Annotated in this window: 18 protein-coding genes; 8 read left to right on the top strand and 10 right to left on the bottom strand. The window is 65.7% G+C overall.

What is annotated here, in order from left to right; translation table 11 throughout:
• Window positions 1-524: 524 nt before the first annotated feature.
• The 3 genes from ACM42_RS26485 to ACM42_RS26475 all read left to right on the top strand — a co-directional run bounded on the left by ACM42_RS26485 (window position 525) and on the right by ACM42_RS26475 (window position 3538).
• Window positions 525-1565: a PrsW family glutamic-type intramembrane protease gene (locus tag ACM42_RS26485; RefSeq protein ID WP_271530633.1), complete on the top strand. Its 1041-nt coding sequence runs from the start codon at window positions 525-527 to the stop codon at window positions 1563-1565.
• Between the two features lie 73 nt (window positions 1566-1638).
• The gene (locus ACM42_RS26480) at window positions 1639-2217 is read left to right on the top strand and encodes an HdeD family acid-resistance protein (protein ID WP_271530632.1); all 579 of its coding nucleotides are present in this window, start codon (window positions 1639-1641) and stop codon (window positions 2215-2217) included.
• A 235-nt stretch (window positions 2218-2452) separates the two neighbouring features.
• Window positions 2453-3538: a 3-deoxy-7-phosphoheptulonate synthase gene (locus ACM42_RS26475; RefSeq protein ID WP_271530631.1), complete on the top strand. Its 1086-nt coding sequence runs from the start codon at window positions 2453-2455 to the stop codon at window positions 3536-3538.
• A 167-nt stretch (window positions 3539-3705) separates the two neighbouring features.
• On the opposite strand, the gene ACM42_RS26470 is transcribed toward ACM42_RS26475, so the two are convergent.
• Genes ACM42_RS26470 through epmA form a run of 3 tightly spaced genes read right to left on the bottom strand, consistent with a single transcriptional unit; the run spans window position 3706 to window position 6146 of the window.
• Window positions 3706-3960: a hypothetical protein gene (locus tag ACM42_RS26470; protein ID WP_028177543.1), complete on the bottom strand. Its 255-nt coding sequence runs from the start codon at window positions 3958-3960 to the stop codon at window positions 3706-3708.
• A gap of 42 nt (window positions 3961-4002) precedes the next feature.
• Entirely contained in the window at window positions 4003-5097 is a 1095-nt protein-coding gene (locus tag ACM42_RS26465; RefSeq protein ID WP_271530630.1) for a lysine-2,3-aminomutase-like protein, read from the bottom strand.
• The gene (epmA, locus tag ACM42_RS26460) at window positions 5094-6146 is read right to left on the bottom strand and encodes an EF-P lysine aminoacylase EpmA (protein WP_271530629.1); all 1053 of its coding nucleotides are present in this window, start codon (window positions 6144-6146) and stop codon (window positions 5094-5096) included. The genes ACM42_RS26465 and epmA overlap by 4 nt, the downstream gene beginning before the upstream one ends.
• A gap of 162 nt (window positions 6147-6308) precedes the next feature.
• Between epmA and efp the strand changes: the two genes are divergently transcribed.
• The 3 genes from efp (at window position 6309) to ACM42_RS26445 (ending at window position 9593) form a co-directional block, all read left to right on the top strand.
• A complete protein-coding gene (gene efp / locus ACM42_RS26455) occupies window positions 6309-6875 on the top strand; it encodes an elongation factor P (RefSeq protein WP_271530628.1) in 567 nt (188 codons plus the stop codon).
• Window positions 6876-6920: 45 nt separating this feature from the next.
• A complete protein-coding gene (locus tag ACM42_RS26450; protein WP_271530627.1) occupies window positions 6921-8522 on the top strand; it encodes a M23 family peptidase in 1602 nt (533 codons plus the stop codon).
• An 84-nt stretch (window positions 8523-8606) separates the two neighbouring features.
• Entirely contained in the window at window positions 8607-9593 is a 987-nt protein-coding gene (locus ACM42_RS26445) for a DUF808 domain-containing protein (RefSeq protein WP_271530626.1), read from the top strand.
• Window positions 9594-9620: 27 nt separating this feature from the next.
• Here the strand turns inward: ACM42_RS26445 and ACM42_RS26440 are convergent, their stop codons facing one another.
• Entirely contained in the window at window positions 9621-10124 is a 504-nt protein-coding gene (locus tag ACM42_RS26440) for a cupin domain-containing protein (RefSeq protein WP_271530625.1), read from the bottom strand.
• A 21-nt stretch (window positions 10125-10145) separates the two neighbouring features.
• On the bottom strand, window positions 10146-10625 hold the full coding sequence (locus ACM42_RS26435) for a carboxymuconolactone decarboxylase family protein (protein WP_271530624.1): 480 nt from the start codon (window positions 10623-10625) through the stop codon (window positions 10146-10148).
• Between the two features lie 54 nt (window positions 10626-10679).
• On the opposite strand from ACM42_RS26435, the gene ACM42_RS26430 reads away from it, so the two are divergent.
• Window positions 10680-11204 carry a MarR family winged helix-turn-helix transcriptional regulator gene (locus ACM42_RS26430; protein WP_271530623.1) on the top strand — a complete coding sequence of 175 codons (525 nt, stop codon included), beginning with the start codon at window positions 10680-10682 and terminating at the stop codon, window positions 11202-11204.
• Window positions 11205-11257: 53 nt separating this feature from the next.
• Here the strand turns inward: ACM42_RS26430 and ACM42_RS26425 are convergent, their stop codons facing one another.
• Window positions 11258-11623: a hypothetical protein gene (locus ACM42_RS26425; RefSeq protein WP_271530622.1), complete on the bottom strand. Its 366-nt coding sequence runs from the start codon at window positions 11621-11623 to the stop codon at window positions 11258-11260.
• Window positions 11577-11834 carry a hypothetical protein gene (locus ACM42_RS26420; RefSeq protein ID WP_271530621.1) on the bottom strand — a complete coding sequence of 86 codons (258 nt, stop codon included), beginning with the start codon at window positions 11832-11834 and terminating at the stop codon, window positions 11577-11579. The genes ACM42_RS26425 and ACM42_RS26420 overlap by 47 nt, the downstream gene beginning before the upstream one ends.
• Before the next feature lie 148 nt (window positions 11835-11982).
• Between ACM42_RS26420 and ACM42_RS26415 the strand changes: the two genes are divergently transcribed.
• Entirely contained in the window at window positions 11983-13212 is a 1230-nt protein-coding gene (locus ACM42_RS26415; protein WP_271530620.1) for a lytic murein transglycosylase, read from the top strand.
• Between the two features lie 116 nt (window positions 13213-13328).
• Here ACM42_RS26415 and ACM42_RS26410 read toward each other — a convergent pair whose 3' ends face one another.
• From ACM42_RS26410 to recJ, 3 genes are all read right to left on the bottom strand, one after another.
• The gene (locus tag ACM42_RS26410) at window positions 13329-14126 is read right to left on the bottom strand and encodes an aldolase (RefSeq protein ID WP_028177555.1); all 798 of its coding nucleotides are present in this window, start codon (window positions 14124-14126) and stop codon (window positions 13329-13331) included.
• Window positions 14127-14222: 96 nt separating this feature from the next.
• Entirely contained in the window at window positions 14223-15032 is an 810-nt protein-coding gene (locus ACM42_RS26405) for an SDR family NAD(P)-dependent oxidoreductase (protein ID WP_271530619.1), read from the bottom strand.
• A gap of 64 nt (window positions 15033-15096) precedes the next feature.
• Complete coding sequence (recJ, locus tag ACM42_RS26400) at window positions 15097-16938, bottom strand: single-stranded-DNA-specific exonuclease RecJ (RefSeq protein ID WP_271530618.1); 1842 nt, start codon at window positions 16936-16938, stop codon at window positions 15097-15099.
• Window positions 16939-17100: the final 162 nt, after the last annotated feature.

Below are 17100 nucleotides of genomic sequence, written 5' to 3'. Positions count from 1 at the left end.
ATCGCGGGAACCTCTGGCATGGGCGTTGCTTCATCATCGCCATGATACACATCCCTGCCGTCGATCAGGCCTTCCTGTTGCTGCTCATCGTCTTCTGCCTCGGCACGTGCCTGGTCCCTGCATTCTGGGAGCTTGAGCAGATGCGGTCGCGCCGGATCGCAGGCCCGCCCCGTGGGCGAACAAGGAAGCGGGACTAGGCCACGAGCCGCCGCGCCGGCCTTGAGACAGGCCATCCCGCCTGCGGATCCGCTGCCGGGAGAGGTGCGCAGTGGATCGAAGAAACCTGCGCATTTCCTTGATCTGGCTCACCAATCTCGACCCGACATCCGACGCAGGGTCGTTGCCATGGATGACGAGCATTTTTTGCCATGCAATTGATCGCGCTTGTATTCTACTCCTTCGCAGGCGACGGGAATGAACGGCAGCTATCGCCCGCGTTCAGCGAGCGGACAGCAGGCGCATGACACATGGTCGCATCGGCCCGACGTAGATAAGCGGATCAAGGGAACCTATTTTCGGCGCCAATGTATCTGATCGAAGCGCTCCCCACCGTCATTGGAACTGCGGCCATCGCCCCGGCGCTGCTGATGCTGTGGCTTGTCATCGCTGCCGAAGAGCGCCCTGGCCCGCCGGCCCAGGTCTGGACTGCCTTCCTGCTCGGCGCGGCCAGCATTTCGCTCCTTGGGCTCGCCCGCGCTCCCTTCGCCAAGATGGTCGCGGCCCCCGACGACCCCTGGGCGGCGCTGGCCATGCATTCGATCTTCGGCGTCGCGCTGCCTGAGGAGGCCGTCAAGGTGATCGCCATCGTGCTGATTTCGTCGACCAAGCGGCGGACCTTCTCCAATCCAATGGACACCGTGGTCTATGGCGCCGCGGTCGGCCTCGGCTTCGCCGCCTACGAGAACCTCGCCTATCTGGTCCAGCACGCGGAGATGTGGCGCTCGCTGGCCGCCCTGCGCAGCGTGCTGACCGTGCCCTTCCACGGCGCACTCGGCATCATCGCGGGGGCCTACTTGACGATCGCGCGCGCAGGCACGGCACTGGGCGCGAACCGCCGCCATCGCGACTGGGCACGCCTCTCCAGCCGGCTACTGATCTTCGCCGCCCCGCTCGCGCTGCATTCGGCCTTCGACTTCCCGTTGCTGGCGCTCCAGCGCATGCCCGATCTCGATCCTACGCTCCGGATGTGGCTGGGCGCCGCAAGCCTCTTGGTCGGCTTCGGCTCGATTGCTTTCGCCGTCCGCCTGGTCCGGCGCGTCGCGCGCCACCACGCGCCGCGGACCGATGTCGCGCGTGAGCGGCTCAGCCAGCTCCGCCGGATGTGGGCGCTGCTGCTGGCCGGCGGCGGCATCGGCTTTCTGGGGCTCGCCTTCGTGCTGACCTCGATCCATCACTGGCTGATCAACCCCGAGCGCAACCTGACGCTGGCGCTGATCCCGATTGGTTTCGTCTCGATCCTGCTCGGCCTCGCGCTTCTGATTGTCACGACGGCGATCTACGTTCTCGGCCGCAACCGCATCCGCACCAGCGCGGAAGGCTTTTCCTCGGCGCCCGGCGGCGGCTGAGCCGCGCGATGGCAAGCGCGGTGGACACATACTAGATTGAGCTGCATGGGCTGCTGACGAGATCGAGGACTTCATGACATCGCCTGAGGAATTTTCACGGCTGCAATCCGCAATGAACCAGGCGGTCAAGACGCACTGGAAGGCCTTCCTGTTCGAGGGCATCCTGCTCGTGGTTCTCGGCATTGCCGCTTTGGTCCTCCCGCCGCTCGCGAGTCTTGCGACCGCGATCTTCCTCGGCTGGATGTTCCTGATCGGCGGCATCGGCGGACTGATCGCGACCTATTGGGCGCGCAGCACGCCGGGCTTCTGGTGGTCGCTGATCTCGGCCGCTCTGGCCGTGCTCACCGGCACGCTGCTGCTGGCCCGGCCGATAGAGGCCGTGCTGACGCTGACCATCGTGCTCGGCGCCTATTTCCTCGCGGAGGGCGTCGCCACCATCATGTACGCGCTGGAGCACCGCCGCGAGTTGAGCGGCCGCTGGTCGTGGCTTCTGGTCTCCGGCCTCGTCGACATCGCGATCTCGTTCATGGTGATCACGGGACTGCCAAGCTCGGCGGACTGGGCGATCGGTGTGCTCGTCGGTATCAACCTGCTGTTCGGCGGCGCCACCTTGATCGGCATGGCAATGGCGGCACGTAACAGCAAGACCTGAGGCGCCTCGCCGCCGTACGCGCCGATTGGGGGGTGACAACCCGCCAGCGGCAGGCTATATGGCCTGCCATGATCACCGTCGCCACCAGCTATTTTTGGTACTTTAGCTACGACAGCTCGCTGGCGGCGGGAGGATCGCGCTCAATCTGACACATTGCAGCAAACGTCCGAACAAGCCGCCAGACCTGGCGGCTTTTTTATTGGCCGGCAGGTTCTAAAACAGACAGGAGCCCGCCGTGCTGAGCACGACCGACGATCTTCGTATCCGCGAACTGAAAGAACTGAGCACGCCGGAAGAGGTGATGCGGGAGGTCCCGCGCACGCTCACCGCGACACGCGTGGTGATGGCCGCCCGCAACGCCATCCACGCCATCCTGAGCGGCCAGGACGACCGCCTGCTGGTCGTGGTCGGCCCCTGCTCGGTGCATGATCCCGAGGCCGCGCTCGACTACGCCGAGCGCCTTGCGCGCTTGCGCGAGGACCTTGCCGACCAGCTCGAGATCGTGATGCGGGTCTATTTCGAGAAGCCGCGGACCACCGTCGGCTGGAAGGGCCTGATCAACGACCCCAATCTCGACGGCAGCTTCGACATCAACAAGGGCCTGCGGCTGGCGCGCAACGTGCTGTCGGCCGTGAACAATCTCGGTCTGCCCGCGGGCACCGAATTCCTGGACATGACGACGCCGCAGTACATCGCCGACCTCGTCTCCTGGGCCGCAATCGGCGCACGCACGACCGAGAGCCAGATCCACCGCGAGCTGGCCTCGGGGCTGTCCTGCCCGGTCGGCTTCAAGAACGGCACCGACGGCAATGTGCGGATCGCGGCGGACGCGGTGAAGTCGGCCTCGCATCCGCATCATTTCATGGCGGTGACGAAGCTCGGCCGTTCGGCGATCGCCTCGACCGCGGGCAACGAGGACTGCCACATCATCCTGCGCGGCGGCAGCAGGCCGAACTACGACGCGGCAAGCGTTGCGGCCGCCTGCAACGAATTGACCAAATCCGGCGTCGCGCCGCTCGTGATGGTCGATGCAAGCCACGCCAATTCGAGCAAGAAGCCGGAGAACCAGCCGCTGGTGATGGCCGACATCGCCAGTCAGATCTCGGGCGGCGAGAGCCGCATCATGGGCGCGATGATCGAGAGCAACATCGTCGCCGGTCGCCAGGACGTGGTGCCGGGCAAGCCGCTCACCTACGGCCAGAGCATCACCGACGGCTGCATCGACTGGCCGACCACGGCAAGCGCGCTCGAGCAGCTCGCCGACGCTGTCGAGATTCGTCGCAACACCCGGCACGCAGGGCGGCACGAACGGTCGGCCTGAGCAACGACTCGGCTGGGTTGGCTCGCTCATCACCTCTCCCCGATGGGAGAGGTCGGATTGCGCAGCAATCCGGGTGAGCGGTCGCAGCGTTGGGGTGAGAGTGTAACCCTCACCCGGACCGCATCTTTGATGCGATCCGACCTCTCCCTTCGGGAGAGGTGAAGCAATCAGCAGCCGCGGCAGATGCTCCTGATCTTGCGATCGAGCTCCGCATCTTCCTTGTTCGCGGGGGTGTTCGGATCGCTCAGATTCTTCTCACTCGGCACGTCAGCCGCACGCGGCTGGCGGTGACCAACAGGCGCCGGCCACGCCGTTCCACGGCTTGCGCCGCCGGAGGTCGATCCCTTCGAGCCGTTGGTCTGCGCAACCGCCTCGCCACCAAGCAAGACCACGAGCGATGTTGCCACCATGATCTTCTTCATTTTCAGTGCTCCATTTTCAGATCGGCACACTCCCTACCCCGTTCAGATTTCGGGCGGGTAAAGATGAACGTCGCCGCAATAATCCAAGATACGATACCGCGTTTCGGCTCCCGCATCATCCGCATCGGGTGCGGTATTTTGCGGCGCCAATACGTAACCTGGCCCCACGGGCGATTTGCCGGCGCCGCCGGGAATGTCGATGACATAGTCCGGCTGACATAGTCCTGAGACCCGCCCGCGCAGCTGCCGCATCAAGTCCTGTCCCTCCGCCAGCGTCGTTCGCAGATGCGCCGTGCCCGGCGCGAGATCGCCGTGATGCAGATAGTAGGGCTTGATCCGGCATTCGACGAAAGCTCGCATCAAATCCGACAGAGCGGCGATGTTGTCATTGACGCCGCGCAACAGCACGGACTGGCTCACCAAGGGAACTCCAGCATCGACGAGCCGGGCACAGGCAGCACGCGCGGGCCCTGCCAGCTCGCGCGCGTGGTTGGCGTGCACTGCCAGCCAGGTGGTCGCGCCCGCGACCTTCAATGCCGCAACCATCTCCTCGCTGACTCGCGCGGGTTCGGCCACCGGTACGCGGGTGTGAAGACGGATGATCTTGACGTGATCGATCGCAGCCAGTTCGGCCATGATCTCGCTCATCCGCCGCGGCGACAGCATCAGGGGATCGCCGCCGGTCAGAATCACTTCCCAGATCTCGTCGTGTGCTCGGATGTAGTCGATCGCCGCGCGATAAGCGCTGTCCGACAGCGCATTCTCCTTGCCGGGCCCCACCATCTCGCGGCGGAAGCAGAATCGGCAATAGACCGCGCAGACGTGAACGAGCTTGAACAACACGCGGTCGGGATAGCGGTGCACGATTCCGGGAACTGGCGAATGCGGGTGGTCGCCGATCGGATCGGCATTCTCGCCCGGCTCCAGGTTCAGCTCGGCTGCGGTGGGGACGAATTGTCGCGCGATGGGATCGTCGGGATCGGTCGTGTCGATCAGCTCGATCAGCGCCGGCGTGATCGCCACGGCATAGCGCGCGGCAACGCGCTCGAGCGCCGGCAGCGCTGCTGCGGGGGCCAGACCCTCGGCGACGAGCTCGGCAGGCTCGCGCAGAGTGCGTACAGAATTCGTCTTCGTCATCTCTCATCCGCAGGCGGTGTCCACACCACCTGATCAATTCGTGTTGCGCCGCTCGCCAGCATGACCAGCCGGTCGAAGCCGAGTGCGACACCACTCGCCTCCGGCATTGCGGCGACCGCGGCCAGAAAGTCCTCGTCGAGCGGATAGGCTTCGCCGTAGCGGCGCTGCTTCTCCGTCATCGATTCCGTGAAGCGTTTTCGCTGCTCCTCCGCATCGGTCAGTTCGCCAAAGCCGTTGGCGAGCTCGACGCCGCACGCATAGACCTCGAATCGCTCGGCGACCCTCGGGTCGTCCGCCTTCACCCGCGCCAGCGCCGCCTCTGGAGATGGGTATTCAAACAGGATGGTCAAACGCCCCTGCCCGAGACGCGGCTCGACATGCTCGACCAGGACCTTGCTGAAGATGTCGGACCATGTGTCGTCCTCGGCTACACGGACCTTGCCGCGGGCCGCCGCGGCGAGCGCGTCACGGTTACCCTCGCCACCCGAAATTGTCGACAGCAGATCGATGCCGGCGAAGCGCTCGAAGGCACCCGCCACCGTCAGGAGCTCCGGCTCGGCGAAGGGATCGGCGGTCCTGCCGCGAAAGGAAAAGGTCCCGATGCCGGTCGCCTGCGCCGCACGGGCGATCACGACGACGCAATCGGCCATGATGGCATCATAGGGGGCACCCGCCCGGTACCATTCCAGCATGGTGAATTCGGGCAGATGCAGGTCACCGCGCTCGCGGTCCCGGAACACCCGGGCGAATTCGAAAATCCGCGTCTCGCCCGCCGCCAGCAGCTTCTTGCAGGCGAATTCGGGCGAGGTCCGCAGGTATCGGCGCGCCCGGCTGCCGTCGGGCCGCATGATCTCGGTCCGGGGGGCGTGCAGATGGGTCTCGTTGCCCGGGGAGACCTGAAGGACCGAGGTTTCGACCTCCATGAAGCCTTGTTCAGCGAAAAAGGCCCGTAAAGCTCCGGTCACCGCGCCCCTGGCCTGGAGGAACGGCCGCCGGTCGAGGTGCCTGCCGGGCGACCAGAACGGCGACATCGGCTTGTCCCCAGCCATTAACCGACCGCTCCAGCCAGCAGCAAAGTGCTGGCATCCAACGGCAAAATCAGTATGTTGCGGCCCGAAACGGGCGCCGAGGTCCGATTTGAGGCCCCAAGTCCCCCATCAATTTGACCACGTCCTGGCCCCCGCCGGGCCAAGCAAGCAGGAAATACAGCTTTGAGAGTCATCGCCAGTTCTATTCGCAAGGGCAACGTGATCGAGCAAGACGGCAAGCTTTATGTCGTCGTGAGCGCCGAGAACATCCATCCCGGCAAGGGCACCCCGGTCAGCCAGATCGAAATGCGCCGAATCTCGGACGGGGTAAAGATCTCCGAACGCTACAAGACCACCGACCAGGTCGAAAAGGCCACGATCGAAGAGCGCAACTACACCTATCTCTATGAGGATGGCGACGGCTACCACTTCATGAACCCTGAGACCTATGACCAGGTCCAGGTCTCGAAGGACGTCGTCGGCGACGCCGCCGCGTATCTCCAGGAGAGCATGACGGTCAAGCTGTCCATGCACGACACCAACCCGGTGTCGATCGCGCTGCCGCAGCGCGTGACGCTGGAAGTGGTTGAGACCGAGCCCGTGACCAAGGGTCAGACCGCCTCCTCCTCCTACAAGCCCGCGGTTCTCTCCAACGGCGTGCGCACCACCGTGCCGCCGCACATCTCGGTCGGAACGCGCGTGGTGGTGATGACCGAAGACGGCTCCTACGCCGAGCGCGCCAAGGACTAAGCGAACAATCGAGGATCGGAACAGGTACCGCCGGGGGGCGAGTCAGTGGGCAGGAACAGTTTCCGCTTCGTCCCGCTTCTCCTGGCGTCGCTGTCGCTCCTCGCTGCCGCGCCGGTCGCTGCGGATGAATTCCGCGGCCCCTCGCTCACGGCCCTGCGCGTCGACTGGCGCGCAGGGCTCGACCAGCTCCGTGTCGAGATCAACAGTCGCCCCCAGATCGCGGGCGACTTCATCTTCGCACCCCGCCGTTCAGTGCCGCGCTACGATCCGCGCGCGATGCCTGCGCTGGTGCAGCTCAACGCGATCTCCTCGCGTTTCTTCACCGGCATTACCCGAAGTCCCGTACCCGTGCTGCTGCCGTTCGACGCTGCCGCGTACCTCGAGGCGCAGCGCAGCGGCGCGCCGGCGTCGCTCACGCTGTCGCGCTACCAGGCCGACTTCAATCCCGTCGACATGTTCGATGCCGGTCCGGCCGGCTACAGCGCGACCTTCTCGTTCGAGCCCGGCGCCGGCGAGGGTATGCCGAGCCGGGTATTCGCAAGGCCAGTCGAGGTGCAGATCACGGGCTCGGCACTCGTCTACGACATCGCCGATCCAGCCGGTGGCAAGGGCGAGCCAGTCAAGCCACTCGCGGCAACCTATCCGGACCTGCGCAAGTTCATCCGGGAAGGCTATGTGCGCTACGCTTTCACCCGCTTCGGCGTCGCCTATGTGGTGTCGATCCAGTGTCTCGACAGCGTCGCCAAGCCGCGGCGGCTCGCCTGCAAGGAAGCCTATCCAGTCGCCGAGCGCTTCTTGAAGGCTCTGCGTATCGCGGGTGGCCAGCGCATGCGGCCGTTGATGGACATTGCTTCCAACGTCCTCGATCGTCCCGCGGGGCGTTCGCCGGACTTCAGCTACCGGCCGAGCGGCGACATCATCCCGAACACCGGCTACCGCAAGCAAGGCGGCCATCCCGATATGATGGCCTATGCCCAGATCCGCTTTCCCCTCGACAAGGCGCCCGCCTTCGTACGCTCGCAATCCTTCGGCAGGCGCGACAAGAGCGAAGGTCCGACCGCCTATCCCTGGCGCGACAATTTCTGCGAGTCGCGCAGTTTCGAGGTGTGGCAGTGTGGCGGAGGCTACGGCCACCAGGGCGAGGACATCCGCGCCGCCGACTGCCCGCCGCCCGGTGAAGGCCGCGAGCCCTGCGATCCGAAGCAGCGCGCCGTCGTCGCCGTGCGTGACGCGATCGTCATCCGCGGAGCCAAGGACCAGGCCGCGACACTTCAAGTCAACAGCCGCACCGAGCACATCCGTTTCCGCTACATGCATATGAACCCGCACACGTTGAACGCCGATGGCGTGCTCAATGGCCGCATCGTCACTGAAGGCGAGAAGATCGGTGTGATCTCGAACTATCTCGACCATCCCGCCGGCACATCGATGCACCTGCATTTCGATGTGCAGGTGTTCACACGCGACGGCTGGATCTGGGTCAGCCCCTACGTCACGCTGGTGTCTGCCTATGAGCGCCTGATCCGCGCCCGCGGCCGCGAAGTCGGCCCGGAGATCGCAGGCACGGCGCAGCCGGTCGCCCATGCGCTCCCGGAGGACGTGATCAAACCGGACCTGCGCGAGGGATCGAGCGGCGAGGACAATTGACGGCTTGCTCGCTCCCGATTCCGGGCGGCGCAAGAGCGTATCGTCGCGCAAACCCGCCGGCTCAATGAAGAAGGGACACGTTTCATGAGTGTCGGACTGATCGGTCTTCTCGACGATGTCGCGGCGATTGCAAAGGTGGCAGCAGCCTCGCTCGACGATGTGGCGAGCCAGGCCGCCAAAGCGGGCACGAAGGCAGCAGGCGTGGTCATCGACGACGCCGCCGTCACGCCGAACTACGTCATCGGCTTTGCCTCGAAACGCGAACTGCCGATCGTCGGCAAGATTGCGGTCGGATCGCTGCGCAACAAATTGCTGATTCTGCTTCCCATTGCTCTGCTGCTTGGTTACTTCCTTCCCGCCGCGGTCACGCCGCTGCTCATGCTGGGCGGAGCCTTTCTCTGCTATGAGGGCGCCGAGAAGGTGCTCGAAGCCGTGCTGCCGCATCATGCGCACCACCACGAAGCTCAGTTGCAGCCGATTGCGTTGAATGCCCGGTCGGTCGAGGACGAGAAGGTCTCAAGCGCCATCAAGACGGACTTCATCCTGTCGGCAGAGATCATGGCGATCACGCTGGCGGCCCTCCCGGCGGGCAGCATCTGGACGCAGGCGCTGGTGCTGGCGCTGGTCGGCCTCTTTATCACCGTCGGGGTCTACGGCGTGGTAGCCCTGATCGTGAAGGCGGACGATGTCGGCATGGCCCTTGCGCGCTATGACGGCACCTCGATCATCGGCAGCGGAATCCGCTTGCTTGGACGCGCGCTCGTCCGCGGCATGCCCATCTTCCTGGCGGTGCTGAGCACCATCGGCACCGCCGCCATGATATGGGTCGGCGGCGGCATCATCCTGCACGGCATCGAAAAATACGGCCCACCCGTGGTCGGCCACATGGTCCATGCCGCCACCGGAGCTGCCGCACACCTCCTTCCCTCCGTTGCGGGCGTCATCGAATGGTCGGTCGAGGCAGCCATCTCGGGCGTGCTTGGACTGCTTGTCGGCGCACTTGCGATTCCGGCGGTCGAATACGGTCTCGCACCGGCATGGAAACGGTTGAGGCGATCGCGATCGGCCTGAACATGCGGTGGCGCATTGCGCGTGCAGCTACTCGATGAACGTCGTCAGTTGTGCGCCCTCGTCTGCGACGAACACAGCGATCAACTCCGCCGGCTCCGTCATACTGGCATTGGCCGAGACCAGATGCGTCGAGCCCGGCGGCTCGAAGAAGGATTGGCCCACGGCGAACGTCTCGACCGGGCCACCGCCGAGCTGCGAGCGGATCTGCCCCTTGGTGATGTAGGCGGTGACGGATCCCGAGTGTCGGTGCGGCCGTGAAAATCCGCCGGGACCATATGACACGCGCACGATGGTGACACGCTTGCCCGGGACGTTCGGCAGCGCGTAGGAGCCGATCGGCTCGACCTTGTCGAGCGGCGAGCTCTCCGCCGCCGTGGCGCAGAGCGGCGCCAGCACACCGGATACACTGTCGATCGTCACCGGCAGCACCTTGCCGATCGCAAGCGCGCAGGCGAGGCCTGCGACGACGGCGAGCGCCGTTGACCGCGACGACATCGGGCGTGGCGCGGCAGAAAAGCACATGGCTATCATCGTGATCTCCCCTTGTCCCCCTCAGGACGCAGCTGCGGCGGCTGCGACCGGCCGCTTTGCTGGCGTCCAGCGAAACGCCGCGCCGAAACGGTTCCAGACGTTGATCGAGGCGACCGCTGACGTCAGGTACGTCAGTTCCGTCTCGGAGAATTCGTCAGACGCTTCCGCATAGACCGCCTCGCTGACGCCATCGGGCAGACAGGTCAGCGCCTCGGCCCAGGCCAGGGCCGCGCGCTCGCGCGGCGAAAAGATCGGCGCCTCGCGCCAGACCGCGACCAGATGAAGCTTGTCGACAGGAACGCCGATCCGTTCCGACAGCAGGACGTGGTGCTGCACACAGAAGGCGCAGCCGTTGATCTGCGAGGCGCGCAGCTTGACGAGCTCGAGCAGCTGCTTGTCGAGGCCGGCCTTGCCCGCCAGCTGGCCCAGCGCAAGCACCAGATCATACGCGTCCGGCGCGATCCTCTTGAAATCCTCGTATTCGCTGCGGGCGTGTGACATTGCCGTTCACCTTGGATTGTTATAAGTGTGCTTATATCTTATAAGAGCTCTGATATGACACGCAAGACCGTTGCCGTCACAGGACCGAAAACCGTGCGCAAGGCACCCGCGCCTGCCGGCGCCGTGCGTGTCCCCGCTCCCGGCGAAGGCAAGCGCGGCGAGCAAGGCTATCTCGGCTATCTCCTGCGTCAGGCCCATGCCGCGGTTCGCCTGACGATGGAACGGACTCTCGCCGATCTCGGCGTGACGTCGCCGCAATTCGCGGTATTGACGATGCTCAACGCCTATCCGGGCTTGTCGGGGGCCGATGTCGCCCGCCTCACTTTCCTGACGCCCCAGACCGTCGGCGTCATTGTCCGCAACCTCGAACGCGACGGCGCGATTGTGATGACGCCTCATCCCGTCCACGGCCGCATCCTGCAATGGACGCTGACCCCGCGCGGGGCGACGCTGCTGAACGCGTGCCGGCAGCGTGTGCTCGAATTGGAGAAGCGCCTGGCTCGGAATTTGGATTCAAAGGCGGAAACCACGATCCGGCGTTGGCTTGCCGGAATCGCGAAGGATCTGCAGGGGGACTAGGCCACCGACATTCGCGGTCGTTGATTGCCGCCTCCGCCGCAGCAGCAGCGCAGCTACCCGCCTTTCAACGCGTTCTTGACCTCGCCGTCGGGCCAGGTCTCGTCCGCCGCGATCACCCGCACGCGGCTTTGATCGGCGGTATTCACCAGCACGTGCGAACTCATCCGGTCACCGCTCTGCTCGATACGCAAATCGGTTTCGGGCTTCCAGCTCAGCGTGGTCGCGAGGTCGCCGGGGAAAATCTGCCACTGCGATCCGTCGTCGAGTTCGACGACATGGCTTTCCGCATGCGTACGTATCTTCATCCGACCCCGATTCGATTTGCCGATCGTGCGAAGAAAGGCCCCGGCATCAAGCCGGGACCCTGCTCCGTCAGTCGTTGTCGTGAATGACGGTTTTGCTGCGATTGCCGAATTCATCTTCCTTCTTGATCACCGTGGTGCGGTCGGCGGGCTCGCGTTCCCTGATCACGGTGGTGCGGTCGTGGTCGCGGTCGCGCTCACGATATTCGTGGGACCGTCCGACCGTTACGCCCGCGCCGACCGGGCCGACGTGAATGCCGACCTCATCGGCGAACACGGGCGCTGCGACGGCGGTGACCATGGCTGCGACAAGCAGATATTTCCTCATCTTCTCCTCCTTCCCGGTGTGTGGAGGGAATGCGGGAGTGCGACACTTGTTCCGGTGGGAACCGCCGACGCAATCAGGCAGAATTCTCACATCGCCGCCGTTCCAGGAACCGACTCACACGCGCCATGTTTCCGGCTAGAATGCGCCCATGACGCACGCTGATTCCTCGCCTCGTTCAACTCGCCGCGCCCTGCTCCAATCGGCGTTCGGTGCAGCCGCCTTGCTCGCCGTCCCGACACGCGCTCTCGCCGCGCCTCCGGGATTCGACGAATGGCGCGAGAGCTTTCGCGCCCGCGCGATGGCGAAAGGTATTTCAGCCACGACATGGCAGCGCGCGATGGGGCGGATCGAGCCGGACATGAGCGTGTTCAAGCAGATGCGCAACCAGCCGGAATTCAACGAACAGCTCTGGCAATACATCAACCGCCGCGTCTCGGACTGGCGTATCATCAACGGCAAGATCGCGCTGAAGAACAACGAGGCGCTGCTTGCGCGCGTCGAGCGCGATTTCGGCGTCGAGCGCGGCACGCTGCTGGCGCTGTGGGGCGTCGAGTCCGCCTATGGCGATCCCCTGGTGCAGCAGAACCACATGAGGCCGGTGTTTCCCTCGCTGGCCGCGCTCGCCTGGAACGAGCCGCGCCGCAAGGCCTATTGGGAGACCGAATTGATCAACGCGCTGCGGATCGTCGACAAGGGCTGGAGCACGCCGGACGAAATGCGAGGATCCTGGGCCGGCGCGATGGGGCATTCGCAATGGATGCCGGAGGTCTGGCTCAATGTCGGCATCGACTATGACGGCGACGGCAAGGTGTCGCCATTCGGCAAGCCCGATGACGCGCTGGGCTCGACGGCAAAGTATCTCGTCAACCGCGGCAAGTGGCATCGTGGCGAGCATTGGGGCTACGAGGTGCGCGCGCCCGGCAGCGTGAGCGGAAGCCGCACCTACGCGGCGTGGCAGGCGGCCGGCGTGACCCGCGCCGACGGCCAGCCGTTTCCGCAGCCGAACGCATCCGCGCAGATGTGGACACCGGTTGCGGGCGGGCCGACCTTCCTGCTCGGACCGAATTTCTATTCGGTGAAGAGCTATAACCCTTCCATGAACTATGCGCTGGCGATCTGCCATCTCGGCGACCGCTGCCTGGGAGCGCCACCCTTCATCCAACCCTTCCCCGGCTCCGAGCGTGCGCTGACGCTGGCCGAGGTGCAGGAGATGCAGACGCGCCTGACCAAGGCCGGCTTCGATACCGGCGGCACCGACGGCCGCGTCGGCAACGACACGATGAAGGCGGTCAAGGATTTTCAGCAGCGTGCCGGCATCACGCCGGCGGATGGCTATGGCGGGCTGAAGGTGCTGGCCAAGCTGCGGCAGGGCTCGTAGGCGCTCTCTCACTTCGTCGTTCCAGGACCCGCGTGGCGAGAACCCGAAATCTCGCACCACGACCTCTGGATTCCGGGTTCGAGGCTGCGCCCCGCCCCGGAATGACGATGTGGCGCTCAGTGCCTGTATTGCGGCTCCTCCGCGTCGAGTTGACGGCGGATGGCGGCGAGATGCAGCCGCGCGGATTCGGTATCGCCCTCGCGCATCTGCTTGTAGGTCGCGGCCGCAATCGCGGGATCGACCGGCAACACCTTTCGTCCCGTCGACATCGCCAGCACCTGCACCTCGGCGGCGCGTTCGAGGTAGTAGAGATCGTCCCAAGCCTCTGCGATGGTCGGCGCCAGCACCATCACGCCGTGATGCTTCATGAAGACGATGTCAGCATCGCCGACGGCGGAGGCTATGCGCGCGCCTTCGCGGTTGTCGAGCGCGAGGCCGTTGTAGTCGCGATCAACCGCGGTGCGGCCGTAGAATTTCAGCGCGGTCTGGCCGGCCCAGATCAGGGGATCGCCCTCGGTCATCGACAGCGCAGTGGCATAGGGCATGTGGGTATGGAAGGCGACCTTGGCACGCGGCAGGCGCTTGTGCATCTCGGCATGGATGTAGAAGGCGGTCGCCTCCGGCACTCCCTCGCCATCGAGTACGTTGCCGTGGAAGTCGCAGATCAGGAGCTTCGACGCAGTCAGCTCGCGGAAGGCGTAGCCATAGGGATTGACGAGGAACAGATCATCATGGCCGGGCACGACGGCCGAGAAGTGGTTGCAGATGCCTTCCTCGAAGCCGTTGCGCGCCGCCATACGGAAACAGGCAGCCAGATCCTCGCGCGCGGTGCGGATCGCGTCGGTCGCGAGGTCCGGCCGATTGGAGCGGAATGGCGCGGGCGCGGGTGAGGAAGCGTGAAGGCTGTGCGCCATGGCGAAGGACACCTCTGTCGGTCGGGAGCTGCCAGCCTTGTACAGGGACTGGGCCTGCGCGTCAGCCCCTGCAACCGCCACCCTGCCCTGCGCGGCTCAGGTCCGCCGCGGCACGCCGCCCGCGTTCATGCCGCCGTCGATGACGAGCTCGCTGCCTGTGACGTAGCGCGAAGCATCGGACGCCAGATACAGCACGCCGGAGGCGATCTCCGCGGCATGGCCGGCACGGCCGAGAGGCGTGATGACGCGCGCGCGCTCCTCCGGATCGATCGGCGCGTTCTGGCCGGCGCCGGTCGCCCCCGTCGGGATCTTGCCCCAGATCGGGGTATCGATGATGCCGGGGTGAACCGAGTTGACGCGGATGCCGTCGCCCGCCGCCGCGCACTCCATCGCGATCGATTTGGCGAACAGCCGCACGCCGCCCTTGGTCGCCGAATAGGCCGACAACCCGGGCGAGCCGCGCAAGCCCGCCAGCGACGACATCATGACGATCGAGCCGCCGCCGGTTTTGCGCATCAAAGGCAGGCAATGCTTGACCGAGAGGAACACGCCATCGAGATTGATCGCATTCTGCTTGCGCCAGTCAGCGAGCGTCATGTCGACGATCGAGGGCACGGCGATGCCGATGCCGGCGTTGGAGACCATGATGTCGAGCCGGCCGTAGCGCTTCGCGATGGCGGCGACGACCTCAACCCACCGCTCCTCGCTGGTGACGTCCTGCTCCAGGAAGATTGCCCTGCCGCCGGCGTTTGTAACACGCTTGGCGAGCTCCGGGCCGCGCAGCTCGTCGATATCGGTGATGACGACCGCGGCGCCTTCGCGCGCGAACAGCTCGACGATGGCCTCGCCAATGCCGGAAGCGCCACCGGTCACCAGTGCGACCTTGCCCTCAACCTGCCCTGTCATGTTCACTCCCTTTTTTGTTGTTTGCGGACCTACGTTTCTGCGCATGATCTCGTCGGGTCATGCGCTATCTAATCACGGATGGCCCCTGGTCCGGTAGCGCGACATCGACGACTCGAAATTGCACGCGCTCGGCGCCCTGGTAGCGATCGACCGAGAGCGAGCCCGCAACATGCAGCTGCTGGCCCCGATTGGCGAGCAGCGCGTTGCCGAGCTTCTGGCCGACCGAACGGAACGCGATGCCGTTGACCATGGCGCCGTCGCCCGACTTGAAACGCAGGCGCAGATGCGCCTGGCCGACCTCGTCGGCGAACACGAGCTGGTGCGCCGGCAGTGCCAGCACGGGCTCCGGATTGCCGCTGCCGAAGGGACCGGCACGGTTGAGTGTCGCCGCAAGCTCCGGCGTCACCGCACGTGCGGAGACCGCGCCGTCGATATAGAGCTCGTTGACGTGGCGCGCCTCCGCGACATCGCGTGCCAGCGCGTTTTCGAGATAGGCGCGGAATTCGGCGAGTTTTTCTTTCCGCAGCGTCACGCCGGCAGCCATCGCATGCCCGCCGCCCTTGAGCAGGATGCCGTCGGCAACGGCTTGCCGCACTGCCTTGCCGAGATCGACGCCGGCGATCGAGCGGCCCGAGCCGGTGCCGATGCCGCCTGGCTCCAGCGCAATGGCAAAGGCAGGCCGAGAGAACTTCTCCTTCAGGCGGGAGGCGACGAGGCCGACCACGCCGGGATGCCAGCCTTCCGAGGCGGTGACGATCACGGCCAGCTTGTCCTCCAGCCCGATCGAGGCCAGTGCCTCGGATTCGGCCTGAGCTTCGGCCGCCTGCTCGATGACGCGGCGCTCGCTGTTGAGACGATCGAGCTCCGCCGCGATCCGCGCAGCCTCGACGCTGTCGCCTTCCAGCAGCAGCCGCACCCCGAGATCGGCGCGGCCGATGCGGCCGCCCGCATTGACGCGCGGCCCGAGCATAAAGCCGAGATGCCAGGCCTCCGGCGGGCCGTTGAGCCGCGCCACGTCCATCAGTGCGGTATGCCCGACATGGTCGCGCCGTCGCATCGCGATCAGGCCCTTGGCCACGAAGGCGCGGTTGAGACCGATCAGCGGCGCCACGTCGGCGACCGTGCCGAGCGCGACGTGATGCAGCATGCCGAGCAGATCCGGCTCCGGCATCTCGGAGGTCCAGAAACCGCGCTGGCGCAGCTCGCGGTTGACGGCGACCAGCGTCACCAGCACGAGGCCGACGGCGGCGAGATGACCGAGGCCGGAGAGATCGTCGGGGCGGTTCGGGTTGACCAGCGCATCGACTTCGGGAAGATCGAGCCCGCATTGGTGGTGGTCGATCACGACCACGGACATGCCGAGACGTTTTGCTTCAGCGAGCGGCTCGATGCTGGTGGTGCCGCAATCCACGGTGACGAGCAGCGTCGCGCCCTTCGCGGCGAGCGCCCGCACCGCCTCGGTATTGGGGCCGTAGCCTTCGAATATCCGGTCGGGGATATGGATCAGCGGATCTATTCCACAATGGCGCAGGTGCCAGGCGAGCAGCGCCGCCGACGTGGCGCCGTCGACGTCGTAGTCGCCGAAGATCGCGACCTTCTCGCCCCTCGCCGCGGCATCGGCGATCCGCTTCGCGGCGGTTTCCATCTCCGTCACGGTGAAAGGGTCCGGCAGCAGCTTTCGGATGGTCGGATCGAGGAAGTCGGGCACCGCGTCGATATCGATCCCGCGGCCGGCCAGCACCCGCGCCAGCAGTTCCGGCAGTTGGTGCCGCTGCACGATGGCGAGCGCCTGCGCCGCCCCGCGGGCGTCCAGCCGGTCGCGCCAGAGCTTGTCGGTCAGCGAGCGCGCCACGCCCAGGAATGCCTGGGGCGCTTCGACGGGCAAGGCGGTGGCGGGCGGCGTCATGGCGGAGGCAACTTGGTGGGAGCTCGGGGTCCAGGCGATCACGCGGACGCACGGTTACTGGCTTTCCGAGGATTGGCCGGCAATCGGCCGGGATTTGCAACGGCCCGACAGCACAAAGCGGTGGATGGCTGCTCGGCCGGCCGGGGTGACTAGCATTTAGGC

Origin of the sequence: Bradyrhizobium sp. CCBAU 25338, from assembly GCF_028128965.1 — a bacterium.
Taxonomy (GTDB): domain Bacteria; phylum Pseudomonadota; class Alphaproteobacteria; order Rhizobiales; family Xanthobacteraceae; genus Bradyrhizobium; species Bradyrhizobium liaoningense.
This window is presented reverse-complemented; position numbering and strand designations above follow the sequence as displayed.